The organism is Pseudomonas sp. HP_01, from assembly GCF_055284355.1.
The window spans coordinates 100299-116978 of sequence record NZ_JBTOPV010000002.1 but is presented as its reverse complement, the minus strand read 5'-3'; the positions used below and the strand labels follow the sequence as shown (position 1 = coordinate 116978).

Sequence of the window (16680 nt, the reverse complement as noted above, 5' to 3'; positions counted from 1 at the left end):
AAAATGATTCCAGTGATCTTGTCAGGTGGCAGCGGTTCCCGACTCTGGCCTCTTTCGCGTAAACAGTTTCCAAAACAGTTCCTGGCACTGACCGGCGAACACACCCTGTTCCAACAGACCGTCGAGCGCCTGCAATTCGACGGCATGCAGCACCCTGTCGTGGTGTGCAACAAGGACCACCGCTTCATCGTCACCGAGCAGCTCGGTGCATTGGGTCTGGAAACTCAGGCCGTGATCATGGAACCGTTCGGTCGCAACACTGCGCCTGCCGTAGCCATCACCGCGATGATGCTGGCCAACGAAGGTCGCGACGAGTTGATGCTGGTGCTGCCAGCCGACCACGTGATCGACGATCAGAAAGCCCTGCAACGCGCACTGGCCCTGGCCACCGTTGCTGCAGAGCGCGGCGAAATGGTCCTGTTCGGTATCCCGGCGACCAAGCCTGAAACCGGCTACGGCTACATCAAGTCCACTGCGGACGCGCTGTTGCCAGAAGGCGTCAGCCGCGTACAGCAGTTCGTTGAGAAGCCTGATGAGCAACGCGCCCAGGAGTTCGTCCAGGCCGGCGGTTACTACTGGAACAGCGGCATGTTCCTGTTCCGCGCCAGCCGTTATCTGGAAGAGCTGAAAAAGCACGATCCGGACATCTACGACAACTGCCTGCTGACCCTTGAGCGCAGCAAGCAGGAAGGCGACAGCATTTCCCTGGACGAGGCGAGCTTCGCCTGCTGCCCGGACAATTCCATCGACTACGCCGTCATGGAAAAAACCCAGCGCGCGTGCGTCGTACCGCTTGATGCGGGCTGGAGCGATGTCGGCTGCTGGTCGTCCCTGTGGGACGTGCACGCCAAAGACGAGAACGGCAACGTTGCCAAAGGCGATGTCGTTATTCAGGACAGCCGCAACTGCATGATTCAGGGCAACGGCAAACTGGTCACCGTGATCGGCCTGGACAATATCGTTGTCGTCGAAACCAAAGACGCCATGATGATCGTCCACAAAGACAAGGTTCAGGGCGTCAAGCAACTGGTCAACACGCTGAACGAGCAAGGCCGCAGCGAAACCCAGAACCACCTCGAAGTCTATCGCCCGTGGGGTTCGTACGACTCCGTGGACATGGGCGGCCGTTTCCAGGTCAAGCGCATTTCCGTCAAGCCGGGCGCCAGCCTTTCGCTGCAGATGCACCACCACCGCGCTGAGCACTGGATCGTTGTATCGGGTACCGCTCAGGTCACCTGCGACGACAACGTGTTCCTGCTGACCGAAAACCAGTCGACTTACATCCCGATTGCTTCGGTTCACCGTCTGCGCAACCCGGGCAAGATCCCGTTGGAAATCATCGAAGTCCAATCGGGCAGCTACCTGGGCGAAGACGACATCGAACGTTTCGAAGACGTCTACGGCCGCTCCACCCCAGGCATCGAAGCCGGCGTGAAGACTCAGACCATCGCGCGTTAATACCGCTTCACCCAGTAGTACTAGCCCCCGTTAATCCTCTGCGTATTCCCCATCCGCAGAGGGTTTTCGGGGGCTTTTTTTTGCGTTCCATGCCAGCGAATCCAAATCAACTTAACCACCATTAGCCCAATCCCCTCCCCTTTCGGTACGATGCCCTCATCTGCAATCGCGAGATCGACACGATGATTTTCGGCGCCGTACTCCTGTTCACCTGGCTGGTCCTGCTTCTTCGCTATCCCTCCAAAGCCTTGCCCGTTTCCCTGGCAGCAGCGGTTGGTCTGGGCGTCGTGGCGGCGTTTGTGGTCTGGGAAGACAGCCGCGATGAGCAGCGCCTTGAGCGCCTGCAACTGCGCGTGAACTATGCGCCCCAACAATGCCCGACGGGTCGCCCGTTACTGGTGCTGATCGATAACGGCAACACCGTTTCGCTCACCGAACTGCGCTGGAAAATCGCGGCCTACGCGCCGGGCGACACCGTCAATCTGGCCGAAGACACCTACACTGCGCCGCGCTATCGCGGGCCGGGCGACTTGCTGCCCGGCAGCCAGTGGCAAGATTGCTTGCCCATGCCGCCGCTGCGCCCGGGTTATCGGCCGCAGACCCTCGAGTTTCGTGCCGAACGCCTGCAAGGCACGTTCTCTGGCTGAGCGCTGCCCCTCTCTTTTTTCAAGGACTGAACCATGTCTGTGGTGTTGATCACCGGGTGTTCCAGCGGCATCGGCCGCGCCATGGCAGATGCCTTCAAAGCGGCAGGCCACGAGGTCTGGACGACGGCACGCAAGCCGGCCGATGTGCAGGCGCTGACCACGGCGGGTTTTCGTGCTGTCACGCTTGACGTCAATGACAGCGCAGCGATTGATCGACTGGTCGCCGAGCTTGATCAACACGGCAAAGGGCTCGACGTGCTGATCAACAACGCAGGCTACGGCGGCATTGGCCCGCTGCTGGATGGCGGCGTCGAGGCCATGCGCAGGCAGTTTGAAACCAACGTGTTTTCCGTGGTCGGCGTGACGCACGCGCTGTTTCCATCGCTTCGCCGCAATAAGGGGTTGGTGGTCAATATCGGCAGCGTTTCGGGCGTACTGGTGACGCCTTTCGCGGGCGCGTATTGCGCGTCCAAGGCCGCCGTCCATGCCATGACCGACGCATTGCGCATGGAACTGGCGCCCTTCGGGATAAGGGTGATGGAAGTCCAGCCGGGCGCCATCGACACCCACTTCGCGCAAAACGCCAGCCACGAGGCCGAGCAAGTGATTCATCAGGCTTCGCCGTGGTGGCCGTGGCGGGAAGGCATCCGCGCGAGGGCCAATGCGTCACAGGGCAACCCGACCCCCGCCGCCGATTTCGCCCGCGACGTACTCAACGCCGTGCAACGCATTCATCCACCGCGTCTGTTGCGCTCCGGAAACGGCAGCCGCGCGCTGCCCCTGATGGAACGGCTACTGCCCAAGGCACTGCTCGAATGGATTCTGAGCAAGCGTTTCAAGCTGGATAAAAAATACTGATCGCTGCGCCACGCGCCTGCATCCTCCGGCAGGCCGCGAATCTGCTGTGTGACGCTGCTCAAAGTGTAGGAGCGCGCTTGCCCGCGAAGGCGCCAGCATGGACGACAGAGATGCGTCGGAAGTACCGGCCTCTTCGCGGGCAAGCGCGCTCCTACAGGTGTTGTGTCGAGCCTTGTGTTTCGGGATTCACAATCACCGTGCAGGTAATCCCCGCTGCCAGCACGACGCCTTCCGGCACGTGATCCAGGTGAATGCGTACCGGCACGCGCTGGGCCAGTCGTACCCAGTTGAACGTCGGGTTGACGTCGGCGATCAGCTCGCGACTCTCAGGGTTATCGCGGTCGTAGATGGCGCGGGCGATGCTCTCGACGTGGCCCTTCATCACCTCGCCACTCATCAACTGCATGTCCGCCGGATCGCCGATTCTGACGTGGGGCAGTTTGGTTTCTTCGAAGAAGCCGTACACCCAGAACGAATTCATATCGACGACGGCCATCTTGGCCTCGCCGATGCGCGCGTAGTCGCCGCGATGCACGTTGAGGTTGGTGACGTAACCATCCACCGCCGCCAGCACTTTGGTACGTTTCAGGTTCAGTTGCGCGGCGTCGAGCTGGGCGACCGCCAGTTGATAATCCGCCTGGGCAGAGGTCGCGACATTCCCGGCGTCTTCGCGGCTTTCGGCGGAGATCACCAAGGCGTCCATGTCCTTGCGCCGATTGGCGTTGACCTTGCGCATCTCCCAGGTCGCCTTGCGTGACGCCACCATCGCCTCGGCCTGCTTCACCGCCAGCTGATAATGCTCAGGGTCGATCTGCATCAGCAGGTCGCCTTTTTTCACCGGCTGGTTGTCCTTGACCGGCACATCGATCACCACGCCGCTGACATCGGCGGCTACGTTGATCACGTCGGCGCGCACCCGGCCGTCGCGGGTCCACGGCGTGTCCATGTAATGAATCCAGAGCAGCCGGCCGATCCCGATGGCCAGGGCCAGAATCAACAACGTTGCGATCAGACTGAAGAGCTTTTTCATCTCAACCAACGTGCCTCATCGGTAAACAGTGAGCGCCATGGCGCCGAAAATGCAGCTGAACAGGCTCAGACGCAGCAGCGCCGGATGCCAGAAAAAACGGTACAGGTCGAGCCCGGACATGAAGCGGTCCAGCGCCCAGGAAAGCACCATGGCGACCATAAACATGACGGTCACGGTCGGCATGTAAACGCCGTGGAAGGCGAGTTCACGAGGCATTGAGTTGTCCTTGGGGCGAGGCCACAGATGCCGGCTCTGACGGAACGCCCGCCAGCGGCGATTGCGGGTCCAGCAGGCAGGTGCGGATGAAGTGCAGGTAGCTTTTTACCCGGCGCAGCGCCGAAGTGTCGAAGTGCGGCGCGAAGGGCTCGTCGGTGTTCTGCACGCAGACGATGGCGTGATCGACGGCCGACAGGCTGCGCGCCAGGTTATGGCGATCGGGCTGGATGAACAGACGAATCAGCGAGCGCCCCATGGCGCGAATCGCCTGGCGCCAAGGTTGCGATTCGGCGTAACTCGGGTGCACCGGCAGGATGTCCTGCTCGCGGCGCAGCTCGATGATCGCGTGGCCGATCTCCAGCACCACGAACATCCAGCGCAGCAGATTGCGTTGCACTTCGGGTTTGCCGGCGGCCAGTCCATACGCTTGATGCATCAGATCGCGGGTGCGGCTTTCAAAACTGGAACGAATCCCGCGCAGCGGCGCGCTGATGGCAAAACTCACTTGCTGACGCAGATTGGCCTCCAGCCGCTGCCACAACCAGCGACTGTTCGGCGGCAGAATGATCGCCCCCGCCGCCGCGCACAGCAGCATGCCGAGGACCATGGCGATGTAGTCATTGATGAACGCATAGGGGTTGTAGGCCGTGAGGTTGTCCGGCGCCGAACCGATGCTGAAGAAAATCAATAGCCCCAGCCCGTAGCCGACCCACTGCGGCCTCGTGGTCAGGAAGGTGCCGAGCACGAACACCGGCGCCAGCACCATGCACAGCAAGGGAAAACCATCGATGCGCGGCAGCACGAAAAAGGTGATGAAAAAGCCCAGTACGGCGCCCAAAAATGTCCCGCAGGCCATCTGAAACGACATGCGCCTCGGGTTCGGCGTCGTCGCGGAAAGCGCCACGGTGGCGGCAGACACCAGGGTCATCGACGCACCGCTCGGCCAGGCCGTCGCGACCCAATACACCGACATCACCGCGAGAATAAACGTCGCGCGCACGCCGGAGGCCAGCGACGACAGCCAACTGGTGGTGGACACGAACGGCTCGACCCATTTCTCCCGCGCATGGCGGTGATCGGCCAGGGACGCGTGGGTCTGGGCGTAGTCATGCATGTCGTCGACGAAGCGATACAGCAACTCATACGCGGTGTGGAAATCCAGTAGGTCGTCGTCGCCGGGCTCGGTCTTGACGAACTCGGCCCGCAGGCTGCGCACGTGTTCGGGCAAATCGGCCTTGTACACGCTCAACCGATTGGCCAGCAGCGCGGCATCGGCGTTGGTCAGCGCGCGCCCGGCGAAAGGCTCCAGCAATCGAGTCAGCGCATTCAGGCCCGGCTCGATGGCCTGAACCGCCGGGGTCACACCGCGCCGACGCAAGCGTTCGAGCAGTTGATGCAAGGCGTTGAAGCGCGTGGTGATGGTCATGAATTCGCTGTTCAGGCGATTCAGTCGACCGTTGCGACGGCGCATGTGCGGGTCTTCGAACACGGTGACGGCGCGCAGGCCTTCGAGCCCCACGGCGTCGGCGATGAAGCGCACATTGCTGGCTTCGAAGGAGGCCGGATCGCTCTCGCCGCGCAGGCCAGTGATGACGAACTGGGCGAAGGTGCCGAAGCGCTGGTACAAGGTATTACGCATCGCCGCGCCGGCACTTTGCGGCAGGATCGCGGCGCTGACCAGGGTCGAGCAGACGATGCCCAGGGAAATTTCCAGCACCCGCCACATGGCCGCCATGAACGAGGTGTCCGGATGCGCGAGCGCGGGCAGTCCGGTCATCGCGGCGGTGTAGCCGGCCAACACAAAACCGTAGGCGCGGAAGTTGCGATAGCGCGCGGCACCGGCGCAGCAGAAGCCGACCCAGATCGCCAGACTGCCGAGGAACAGCTCGCTGTTTTGCGCGAACAGCGCCATTAGCGTAACCATCACCACGGAGCCGGCGAGCGTGCCCAGCAGCCGGTAGAAACTCTTGGCAAACACCTGCCCGCTCTGGGGCTGCATGACGATGAACACAGTGATCATGGCCGTGCGCGGCTGCGGCAGCTCCAGGCGCATGGCGATCCAGTAGGTCAGGAATGCCGCCATCAGCACCTTGCCGATGTAGATCCACGTCACGCCATCGCTGCGCGCCCAATCGTTGAGGCCGCGGCGCCATTCGAGGGATTTGAGCCAGTTGAAACCCAAGTTCATCGCCAAGTCCTGTAGGAGCGTGGCTTGTCCCGCGAACTGCCGGGAACCGGCAGCAAGATCGGTACATGTGGTGAGTCGGGCCAAATCGAGTGGGCAAATTTGGCGACCGGTTCCCGGTCGATCGCGGGACAAGCCACGCTCCTACAGCCGGAAAGTTTCATTAATCAAACACCGCCAACGACACCGGCGTTTTCGGCGCAGCGGTCCTTTCCGGCGCAGGCGAGTCATGGCCCGCCATCAACCCGCCGCCCAGCGCCACCGCCAGCTCTGCATGCACCGTCAGGCGCTCGGCCTGGACGTGTTGCTGCACCTGCTGCTGATGGAACAACAGCGTCTGCGCGTTGAGCACATTGAGGTAATCGGTCAGGCCGCGTTGATAGGCAACCATCGCGATGTCGTAGGTTTTCTGAGCGGCGGCCACCGATTGATCGGCGAACTGCTGTTGCTTGTTCATCGACTCGCGACGAATCAGCTGATCGGAAATGCTCTTCAGCGCCATCACCAGGGTCTGGTTGTACTGCGCGACGGCTTCGTCATAGCCCGCCGACGCCACGCCCAGCTCCGAACGCAAACGCCCGCCGTCGAAGATCGGCAGGGTGATCGCCGGGCCCACGCTGTAGTTGAATTTCTTGCCGGCGAGGAATTCCAGCATGCCGCCGCCAGTGGCCATGTAACCGAGGCTGCCCATCAGATCGACGTTCGGATAAAACCCGGCATGAGCGACATCAATGCCCCGCGCCTGCGCCGCCACCCGCCAGCGGCTGGCGACCACGTCCGGACGCTGCCCCAACAGTTCGGCTGGCAACGCCGAAGGCAACTTCAACGCGGCGGAAAGCGACAGCGTCGGGCGCTGCAGACTCGCGCCCTCGCCCGGGCCTTTGCCGGCCAGCGCCGCGATCTGATTGCGGCTCAAAGCAATCGCCTCGTCCAGGGCGTCAATCTGACGATGGGTTTCGGGCAGCGGCGTTTCCGCCTGGCTGACTTCAAAATGGGTGCCGATGCCGCCTTTCAGGCGACGCTGGGCCAGATCAACGATCTGCTGCTGTTGCGCGAGGGTCGCTTCGGCAATGTCACGCTGGGCGTAGTTGAGCGACAGCTGGATGTACGCGCGGACGATGTTGTCCTGCAATTCCAGCTGCGCCTGACGCTCCTGGGCCGCACTCATGTGCGCCATGTCCAGCGCCTGTTCGGAGTGATTGCTCTCCTGGCCCCACAGATCAAGGGAATAACTCAGACCCAGCGAAGCGTTGTTGTCCCACGTGCTGGTGTTCGACAGCTCACCCGGGCCGTAGAACTGATCCGTCGGCCAGTTGTGTCGTTTCAGGCTGCTGTCGCCGGAGACGTGCAGGGATTCCGCCGATTCCGCGATGCCCGCCATGGCCTTGGCCTGACGCACCCGCGCGGCCGCGATCGCCAGGCTGGGGCTGCCCAGTGCGGCCAGTTCGATCCAGCGATTGAGTTGCTCGTCGCCATAGGCCCGCCACCACTGACCGGCCGGCCAGCGGGCGTCTGTGTCGGCCGCCTTGATGGCGTCGTCGGTGGCCAGCGCGTCGGGCGACAACGCTGTGCCTTGTGGGGCAATTCCGCCAGTTCCGATGCAGCCGCTAATGAGTAACGTTAAAGCCCACACACTGAGGGGCTTGAGCCCTCTGACGAGACGACGCGGCACTGCTGCAATTACCTGAATGGAGGGGGAATCGATGATGCGGCGATTCTAGGGGGCGTCTAGCCCGGCGATAAGCCGGGACTTCTGCGAATCTTTGTTACGCAACCGGAGATAATCCTTTGGTATGGCTGACATGGATCAGTTACTTCATGTCACAATTTGCTATCTCACCTGAGAACGGCCAATGGACACTCTGCAAAACATGCGCGCCTTCACTTGCGTGGCGCAGGCGGGCAGCTTCACCGCTGCCGCGGCGCAACTGGACACCACCACCGCAAACGTTTCGCGCGCTGTCTCCAACCTTGAAGCCCACCTGCAAACCCGACTCCTGAACCGCACCACGCGACGCATCGCCCTGACTGAAGCGGGCAAGCGTTACCTGCTGCGCTGCGAACAGATTCTCGGCTATGTGGAAGAAGCGGAAGCCGAAGCCAGCGACGCCCATGCGCGCCCGGCCGGGCAACTGAAAGTCCATTCGATGACCGGCGTAGGCCAGCATTACGTCATCGACGCGATTGCCCGCTACCGGCGCAATCACCCGGACGTCTCGTTCGACCTGACCATGACCAACCGCGTCCCGGACCTGCTCGAAGAGGGTTACGACGTGTCCATCGTGCTCGCCAGCGAGCTGCCCGATTCGGGCTTCGTGTCCCAGCGACTGGGCATCACCTACAGCATCGTTTGTGCCTCGCCCGCCTACATCAAGGCGTTCGGCATGGCACACCGGCCGGCTGATTTGCTCAATCATGCTTGCCTGCGCCTGGTCAGCCCGGTATTCCCGCTGGAAAAGTGGGCGTTCGACGGCCCCGAAGGCCAGGAAACCGTGACCATCGGCAACTCACCGTTTCTGGTGAATTCGGCCGACGCCATGCAGGCCGCGATCAGCAGCGGCATGGGCATCGGGATTCTGCCGATCTACTCCGCCATCGAAGGCCTGCGTAATGGCACGCTGGTGCGGGTATTGCCGCAGTACCGTTCCCACGAGCTGAACCTGTACGCGATCTACCCGTCGCGACAGTACCTGGATGCGAAGATCAAAACCTGGGTCGAGTACTTGCGCGGTTCCCTGCCGGAAATCATGGCCGCCCATGAAGCCGACCTGCAGACCCATGTGTTGCCCGCGACGGTTTAACGCTCTGCCGCAACGCGCGACGTATCCCTCTGCCTCGCCAATCCCTCGGCAAGAATGTTAGCGTGCTACGCAATGCCCTTCTGAACTGCCGAGAGAAGCTATCCGATGAAAAAGACCGTCCTTGCCTTCAGCCGCGTGTCCCCGGAAATGGCCGAGCGCCTGCAGCAAGACTTCAACGTGATCATCCCCGACCCGAAAAAGGGTGATCTGAACGCGCAGTTCAACGAAGCCCTGCCCCACAGCCACGGCATGATCGGCGCCGGTCGCAAACTGGGACGCGAGCAACTGGAAAACGCCAAACAGCTGGAAGTGGTGTCGAGCATTTCGGTCGGCTACGACAACTACGACGTGGCCTACCTTACCGAACGCGGCATCATGCTGACCAACACCCCCGACGTGCTGACGGAAAGCACCGCCGACCTGGGCTTCTCGCTGATCATGAGCAGCGCCCGCCGCGTCGCCGAACTGGACGCCTACACCAAGGCCGGTCACTGGAAACGCAGCATCGAGGCGCCGCATTTCGGCACTGATGTCTACGGCAAGACGCTGGGCATAGTGGGCATGGGCAACATAGGCGCAGCGGTCGCGCGACGCGGTCGTCTGGGTTTCAACATGCCGATCCTGTACAGCGGTAACAGCCGCAAGACAGCCGTTGAGCAGGAACTCGGCGCGCAATTCCGTACGCTGGATCAGTTGCTGGCCGAATCGGACTTTGTCTGTCTGGTGGTGCCGCTCAGCGAAAAGACCACGCACCTGATCAGCACCCGTGAGCTGTCGCTGATGAAGAAGAGCGCCATTCTGGTGAACATTGCTCGTGGTCCGATCGTCGACGAACCGGCGCTGATCAAGGCGCTGCAGGACGGCACGATTCGCGGCGCCGGTCTGGATGTCTACGAGAAAGAGCCGCTGTCTGAGTCACCGCTGTTTGCGCTGAGCAACGCGGTGACGCTGCCCCACATCGGTTCGGCGACGGACGAAACCCGCCAGGCCATGGCCGACCGCGCCTACGCAAACCTGCGGGCCGCGCTGCTGGGCGAGAAGCCACAGGACCTGGTGAATGCGCAGGTGTGGAAGGGCTGAACCGCCCGTTTGATGATCGTTCCCACGGTCCCCGTGGGAATGCCGCTCCCGGCGCTCCGCGCCATTTGAGCGGGAATGACGCGGAGCGTCACAGGCTGCATTCCCACGCGGAGCGCGGGAACGATCAGCTCTCTCAATCCAGTCTGTGATCGTTCCCACGGTCCCCGTGGGAATGCCGCTCCAGGCGCTCCGCGCCAGCCAGCCTCTCACGCCAGTTTCGCGCCCACCGGCACAATCACCCTCGGCTTCCTGAATACCAGCACGTTCCCGGCCATCACCAACACCAGCCCCATCAGCGCGGGGGCGGTCCATTGGTAGCCTTCGGCAAATGCCGACACATTCAACGCCACCACCGGAAACAGCACCGTGCAATACGCCGCGCGCTCGGGGCCCATGCGGCCGACCAGGGTGAGATAGGCGGTAAAGCCAATCACCGATCCCGGCACCACCAGATACAACAGCGAGCCGATGTACCGCGCATTCCACTCAAAGGAGAACGGCGTACCGCTCAGCAGGCAATACACGCAGAGCATCGTCGCGCCATACAGCATGCCGTAGGCATTGGTGGTCAGCGGGCGCAGGCCGGCTTTCTGTTGCAGGCTGGACAGCATATTCCCCGCCGAGAAGCACAGCGTGCCGAGCAGGGTCAACGCCAGGCCGATCAAGGTCTCGCGACTGGCGCTGTGCCCCGCCAACTCGGGCCAGAACAGGCACGCCAGACCGATCAGCCCCAAGGTGCCACCCATCACCACGTTGCGCGCGATTTGCTGCTTGAAAAAGATCCGGGCGTTCAGCGCGTTCCATAACGTCGCGGTGGAAAACACCACCGCGACCAGACCGGTGGGGATCCACTGGCTGGCGGTGTAGAAGCACATGAAGTTGACGCAGAACAGGCAAAGCCCCTGCGCGAGGCAGATGAGCTGACCGCGACGATTGACCTTCTGCAATTTCCCGGTCACCAGCAACAGGGCGAAGATGATCAGTGCCGCGAGGCCAAAGCGGTAGACGATCGACACTGGAATGGCGACCTCGCCCAGTTGCAGTTTCAAGGCGATCCAGGTCGTGCCCCAAATCAAAACGGTCAGCAGATACAACGTGATGTTCATGTCGGGCTCCCCAGTGAAGCCTCAGTCTGGCGGCGCGGCTCTGCGCTCACTTGCAGAAACTTGCGCATTTGATCGTTACTCCGCTGGCAGGGGCCAGCGCTCGGAGTAGGATGCGAGGCGCAGAGGAGCTCCCATGTCGTCACTCGAAACCATCCAGGTTTTTCAATCCCTGAACAGCTCGCCCCACGCGCAGCTGGAGAAGTGCGCGCCCCTGGGTGACGGGGTGATGGCGGCGCTGTGGAACAACCGCCACGACGCGCAGAACTACCACGCGCCTACCCACCACACGTTGTCGTGCTACATCGATGGCGGCACCGGGACCTTCCGCCGCGATCAGCCGGACAGGAAAGGCGCCCCGGACAAGATCTGCACGCTGCCCGCCGGCCATCAGTCCTCCTGGGTGGTGAACGGTGAAATCCGTCTGGCGCATTTGTATATCAGCCCCGAACAGTTCGCCCTCAACTGCGTCACGCTGCTAGATCGCGAGCCCCGCCAGCTGGCGTTGCAGGAGCACACGTTTCTGGATGATCCGCTACAGGCCGAGCGCTTTCATCGCCTGATCCGCATGGACTGGAGCGAGCCCGGCGAACGCATGCTCACCAGCAGCCTGGCCCATGAGCTGCTCGATCACATGGTCCTGCGCCAGGTGGGGCTGCGCGAAGGCTTGCGCTTGAAAGGCGGACTGGCGCCGCACTTGCGCCGTCAGTTGGTGGAGTTTATCGAGCAGAATATGGCCGATCCCTTGAGCCTCGGCCAGTTGGCGGGCCTGTGCGCGCTGTCGGAATACCACTTCGCGCGGATGTTCCGCGAAAGCTTCGGCCTGCCGCCCCATCAATACCTGCTCGCTCGACGCCTCAACCGCGCCCGGGAACTGCTGCGCTCGACGCACAAGCCGTTTGGCGAGATCGCCCTGGAATGCGGCTTCGCGAGTGCCAGCCACTTCAGCAACCGGTTCAAACAGTCAGTCGGCGCAACGGCGGGCGAGTACCGGGCTGCGTTTCAGTAAATGCTCTTCGAGTGTCACTCATATTTAACGGGGCAGACCCATATCAAACTGTAGGAGTGAGCTTGCTCGCGAAGACGCCGGCACATCCAGTGATTTTCCGTGGGCTGAAACAAAGCCTTCGCGAGCAAGCTCACTCCTACAGGGTCAAGCGTCTACCGGCATAAACGGGGCAGTCTGTAACGGCTTAAAACTCCAGCGTCGTTGCCATTACCACCTGCCGCGAATCCCCCAGCGACACGAAATAACGGCTCACCGCCGAGCTGTAATAGGTGCGATCGAACAGGTTTTTCACGTTCAACTGAAACTTCACTTTTTGCCCGTCCAGACGGGTTTCGTAGGTCGCGAAGGCATCGGCGACGGTGTAGCCCGGCAGATCAAAATCGTTGTCCGGATTACCCGCGCGTTCGCCGACGTAATGGGCGCCCGCTCCCGCCCGCAGCCGGCTGGCGCCCAACACCGCGCCAAAGTCATATACAGCCGAGACCGAACCGCTATGCCGGGGCACGTTCTGCAAGCGCTTGCCCTTAAGCGTCGGGTCCTCAATCACCCAAGCGTCGGTGAAGGCGTAGCCGCCAATCAGGCTCCAGCGGTCTGACAGCTGCCCGCTCACGTCCAGCTCCACACCCCGCGAGCGCACCTGACCCGCCGTGGTGTACACCGTATTCGCCGTCAGTGAGTCGAAATTCGCCACCAGCACATTGCGTTTTCTGATGTCGAACAGCGCCAGCGTCGCACTGATGCCATCGGAGGAATCCCACTTGGCACCCAGCTCCCACGCTTTCGATTCTTCGGGCAGCGTTGCCGAATCCAGCACGGTGCCGCCCGCCAGCGTGGCGATGCTGGAGTTGGGCTTGAACGCCTCGGTGTAGCTGCCATACAACGACAGCTCGTCGCTGTAGCGGTAAACGAGGCCCGCTCGCGGAATCCACTTTTGCCCGTTCAAATCGGTGTTGCGCGTGAACGGCGAGCCTTTGCCAGCCTGCTGATCGAACACTTGATAACGCGCGCCCGCGACGAAAATCCAGCGATCGGTGAGGTGCACGGAGTCCTGAGCAAACACCGAGTCGCTGCGCAGGATGTCGAGCTGATGGCTGTCCGCCGCACTGACCTGAGTACCCTCCGTTTCCTGGCCATACACCGGATTCACATAGCTGAACGTGCCCTGGCTTTTCTGGCGGATCAGTTCACCCCGCGCGACTTTTCGGTATTCGTCGTCGACGCCGATCAGCACCTCGTGTCGCACGCCGGCCAACGAGGTGTCACCGCTCAACGTTAGCGTGGCGAAGCGGTCGGTGCTCAGGGCGTTGCCGGTGCCGTCGATGGAGCGGGTCATTGTGCCGGCTGCCGGGTCGACGGCGGTCACGCGCACTTGGCTGGCGTCGTAGGTCTCGCGGTTGTAGCTGTAACCAAGGTGGCCTTTCCAGGCGTCGTCGAAGGTGTGGTCGACGTCGAATCGATACAGGTCCGAACGCCCTTCCATGTTGTTGAAGGGCTCGTCCAGGCGCCGGGTCGCGGGGATGTTCAGCGGGTGATTGGTGCGCGGGTCGATTGCCGTACCGCGATCAAACGGCGAGAGAAATTCGCGATGCTCGAAGGACGCCAGCACTTCGGTGTCATCGCCGTACCAGGCAAGAGACGGCGCCACCAGCGACTCGCGGTGCACGCCGTAATTGCGCCAGTACTCTTCGTCTTCGTGGTCGACGATCAAGCGGTACGCCAGACCGGTCGACGCCCCTTCAGCGCCATCAATCGCGCCAGTGCTATCGAACGTGCCGCCGCTGCCGTTCTTGCCTGCGCCGTAGCTTGAACCTCGGGCCGTGAGGGCGTTGGCCGACTGCAACTGCGGGCGCTTGCTGACCACGTTGATCACCCCGCCCGGGTCCTGAATGCCATACAGCAGCGAGGCCGGCCCCTTTAGGACCTCAACGCGCTCGGCCGTCGCATTCAGGTTGCGGCCCTGCACCACCGGCATGCCGTCGCGCATGATCGAACCGTCCCGGTTGTCGCCAAAACCTCGCTTCATCAGCGTGTCTTGTGTGCTGCCGAGGGTATTGCCCTGGGTCACGCCACTCACGTTGGCCAGCGCATCGTCGAGGTTGCGCGGCACCTGATCGCTCAGCGCTTGCGCCGGAACCACGCTCACCGCCTGGGGGTTTTCCAGCGACGGCGTTGCGCTGCGCATCACCGATGTCACAGCAGGCGGCTGATAGTTGTAGGAGCGCGTGGAATCGATCTGCGTCTCGCCAAGGGTGACCGCACCGTCAGCGGGCCGGGCTTGCAGCGTGAAGGTGTCGTCAGTGGCAAGGCGGAACGTTAGGCCGGACGTGCTCAACAGTACGCCCAACGCCTGTTCCGCACTGAACGATCCCATCAACGCCGGGGCATCGACCGCATAGGGCGCATCCTGGGTGTAAATCACGCCCAGCCCCGTCACTCGACTGAAATCCCTCAACGCCTGGGGCAGCGGTTTGGCCGGGATCGAAAAGTCGTAGGCCGGCACGGCTGCCTGGACGCACGCGCTCCAGACCGCCACCACCGAAACGCCACACCACCTTCTCACATCGATTCACCCCGCTTGACTGCGATACATGTCAACAGCTCGCCTGCGATCAACGGATCACAATGACCCGCCCGAGCGCTTCGTACTGCTGGAAACCAACGACGGATTTCAACGCGGCCAGCACGGCCTGTGGATCGCGACAGGGGAAGCTGCCGCTGACGGTCTTCGCGGCCAGTTGATCGTTAAGCAAAATGATCCGGCCCGGGTAATACCGGTTCAGGTCGTTGATCACATCGGCGAGGGGCGTGCGGGCGTAATTGAGCCAGCCCTGACGCCAGGCCAACTGGCTTTCGCTGTCGACAGACTGCGGAGCGCCGGTTCGCTCGCGGTCATAACGGGCCTGCTGACCTGCCGTCAGGATCTGCTGCGGCGCATCGGCGGTGGCCTTCACACCAACCCGCCCGGAAAGCACAGTGACTTGCGCGCCGGCAGGTTGCAGGCGCACCTCGAACTGCGTGCCCAGCACCCGGGTCTCCCCGCGTCCGCCATCGACCACAAACGGCTCGCCAGTGTGGGTAACCTGGAAGAATGCGGCGCCACGGCGCAACTCGACATGCCGTTCTCCGTCGTCAAAATGCACGTCGATCGCGCTGTCGGCGTCCATCGTTACCTGCGACCCGTCTTCCAGGATGAACGTGCGGACCTGCCCCGGTGCCGATACATAATCGGCGCCCAGATCATCTGCCCAGCGCTGCGGATTCAATCCCATCGCGACGCTCACCATCAGCACCAGGCACGCCGCCATCGCCAGCGCCGCTCCCCCGTGCGGCAGCTTTCGCGCGGTAGGCGTGTCCATTTTTCGCAATAAGGCATCGAGCGCGGCGGCGTCCTCGCCGGCCAGTGTGGTGGCAGGCTCTTCACTGAGTTCCCACAGCACTTGTGCCTGAGCGTAGGCCTCGGCATGGGCAGGATCGGCGTGCAGCCAGCGACTGAAACGCGCCTGATCGGCAATCGTGGGTTGGTTGTGCAAGACACTGAGCCAACTCAGGGCCACGGCGTGGTGATCGGCATTCGAATCAGCATTCGGATCAGGAAAGGCCTTCATGGACGACCACCTCCGGATCTCCGGACAAAGGGCACAACCCGAGGGACGTCCTGATTGACACTCGCCTTGCAGGCTTGCAGGGCGCGCATCATGTGTTTCTCCACCGCACTCTGCGAAAGCTCCATGGCCTTGGCGATTTCGGCGTATTTGCGCCCGTGGATACGGTTGAGCAGGAAGATCTGCCGGGTTTTTTCCGGCAATCCGCGCAATGCCGTTTCGATGTGGCGCAGATCATTGCTCGCCTCCAGCGCCGCCTGGGGTTCGTCAGTCTCGGGCCGATGCGCATCAGGCAGCAGATCCTCGCTGAGCCGGGCGCGGGTGCTCTCATTGCGCAGGTGATCAATGGCGATATTGCCGGCGCAGCGCAGCAGGTACGTGTTGAGCTCCTCGACCTGCACCAACGGACGCCGCCAGAACCTGAGAAACAGGTCCTGGACCAGGTCAGCCGCTGTCGCCCGGCAACCCACTCTTCTGCTAACCAGCGCCTCCATTTGAGGACGCTGGGACAGAAACACCTCCAGAAACCGCGCGCGCGCAGCCTTGGGCGCCTCGTGGTCGAGGTCCTGACACGCTGAGTTCGAGGACGGAGGTGGATCGATCATAGTTAAGGCACGAGGTTGAGGGAGGATGCGAGGCGCGATATTAATGATAAATATTCTCATGCGCAAAAGATGTCCGACGAATCTCG

14 protein-coding genes are annotated in these 16680 nt (G+C 62.3%); 6 read left to right on the top strand and 8 right to left on the bottom strand.

Translation table 11 applies throughout. The features are described from left to right. The first annotated feature begins 3 nt into the window (after positions 1 to 3). The 3 genes from ACYAR8_RS02985 (at position 4) to ACYAR8_RS02975 (ending at position 2963) form a co-directional block, all read left to right on the top strand. Positions 4 to 1458, top strand: a complete 1455-nt coding sequence (locus ACYAR8_RS02985; protein WP_065991920.1) for a mannose-1-phosphate guanylyltransferase/mannose-6-phosphate isomerase — start codon at positions 4 to 6, stop codon at positions 1456 to 1458. Between the two features lie 182 nt (positions 1459 to 1640). Continuing rightward, the gene (locus tag ACYAR8_RS02980; protein WP_074884178.1) at positions 1641 to 2105 is read left to right on the top strand and encodes a multidrug transporter; all 465 of its coding nucleotides are present in this window, start codon (positions 1641 to 1643) and stop codon (positions 2103 to 2105) included. Positions 2106 to 2138: 33 nt separating this feature from the next. Further along, entirely contained in the window at positions 2139 to 2963 is an 825-nt protein-coding gene (locus tag ACYAR8_RS02975; RefSeq protein ID WP_463579045.1) for an SDR family oxidoreductase, read from the top strand. Positions 2964 to 3114: 151 nt separating this feature from the next. Here the strand turns inward: ACYAR8_RS02975 and ACYAR8_RS02970 are convergent, their stop codons facing one another. The 4 genes from ACYAR8_RS02970 to ACYAR8_RS02955 form a co-directional block, all read right to left on the bottom strand. Next, complete coding sequence (locus tag ACYAR8_RS02970) at positions 3115 to 3993, bottom strand: efflux RND transporter periplasmic adaptor subunit (protein WP_074884173.1); 879 nt, start codon at positions 3991 to 3993, stop codon at positions 3115 to 3117. Positions 3994 to 4008: 15 nt separating this feature from the next. Continuing rightward, the gene (locus tag ACYAR8_RS02965; protein ID WP_074884171.1) at positions 4009 to 4209 is read right to left on the bottom strand and encodes a DUF1656 domain-containing protein; all 201 of its coding nucleotides are present in this window, start codon (positions 4207 to 4209) and stop codon (positions 4009 to 4011) included. Beyond that, the gene (locus ACYAR8_RS02960; RefSeq protein WP_463579044.1) at positions 4199 to 6397 is read right to left on the bottom strand and encodes an FUSC family protein; all 2199 of its coding nucleotides are present in this window, start codon (positions 6395 to 6397) and stop codon (positions 4199 to 4201) included. The genes ACYAR8_RS02965 and ACYAR8_RS02960 overlap by 11 nt, the downstream gene beginning before the upstream one ends. 160 nt (positions 6398 to 6557) lie before the next feature. Beyond that, positions 6558 to 8066 (bottom strand): efflux transporter outer membrane subunit, encoded by a 1509-nt coding sequence (locus ACYAR8_RS02955; RefSeq protein ID WP_463579043.1) that lies wholly within the window; start codon positions 8064 to 8066, stop codon positions 6558 to 6560. Positions 8067 to 8247: 181 nt separating this feature from the next. Here ACYAR8_RS02955 and ACYAR8_RS02950 point away from each other — a divergent pair, with 181 nt between their 5' ends. Together ACYAR8_RS02950 and ACYAR8_RS02945 are read left to right on the top strand one after the other, a co-directional pair. Beyond that, the gene (locus ACYAR8_RS02950) at positions 8248 to 9195 is read left to right on the top strand and encodes a LysR family transcriptional regulator (protein ID WP_074884162.1); all 948 of its coding nucleotides are present in this window, start codon (positions 8248 to 8250) and stop codon (positions 9193 to 9195) included. A gap of 105 nt (positions 9196 to 9300) precedes the next feature. Next, entirely contained in the window at positions 9301 to 10275 is a 975-nt protein-coding gene (locus tag ACYAR8_RS02945) for a 2-hydroxyacid dehydrogenase (protein ID WP_463579042.1), read from the top strand. A gap of 206 nt (positions 10276 to 10481) precedes the next feature. Here the strand turns inward: ACYAR8_RS02945 and ACYAR8_RS02940 are convergent, their stop codons facing one another. Further along, positions 10482 to 11381, bottom strand: a complete 900-nt coding sequence (locus ACYAR8_RS02940; RefSeq protein WP_463579041.1) for a DMT family transporter — start codon at positions 11379 to 11381, stop codon at positions 10482 to 10484. A 133-nt stretch (positions 11382 to 11514) separates the two neighbouring features. On the opposite strand from ACYAR8_RS02940, the gene ACYAR8_RS02935 reads away from it, so the two are divergent. Then, positions 11515 to 12387: a helix-turn-helix domain-containing protein gene (locus tag ACYAR8_RS02935; protein WP_463579040.1), complete on the top strand. Its 873-nt coding sequence runs from the start codon at positions 11515 to 11517 to the stop codon at positions 12385 to 12387. 184 nt (positions 12388 to 12571) lie between these two features. On the opposite strand, the gene ACYAR8_RS02930 is transcribed toward ACYAR8_RS02935, so the two are convergent. Genes ACYAR8_RS02930 through ACYAR8_RS02920 form a run of 3 tightly spaced genes read right to left on the bottom strand, consistent with a single transcriptional unit; the run spans position 12572 to position 16594 of the window. Further along, positions 12572 to 14947 (bottom strand): TonB-dependent siderophore receptor, encoded by a 2376-nt coding sequence (locus tag ACYAR8_RS02930; protein ID WP_463579039.1) that lies wholly within the window; start codon positions 14945 to 14947, stop codon positions 12572 to 12574. Between the two features lie 49 nt (positions 14948 to 14996). Then, on the bottom strand, positions 14997 to 15992 hold the full coding sequence (locus ACYAR8_RS02925; RefSeq protein ID WP_463579038.1) for a FecR family protein: 996 nt from the start codon (positions 15990 to 15992) through the stop codon (positions 14997 to 14999). Beyond that, positions 15989 to 16594 (bottom strand): RNA polymerase sigma factor, encoded by a 606-nt coding sequence (locus ACYAR8_RS02920; protein WP_074884147.1) that lies wholly within the window; start codon positions 16592 to 16594, stop codon positions 15989 to 15991. Before ACYAR8_RS02920 ends, ACYAR8_RS02925 begins: the two co-directional genes overlap by 4 nt. Positions 16595 to 16680: the final 86 nt, after the last annotated feature.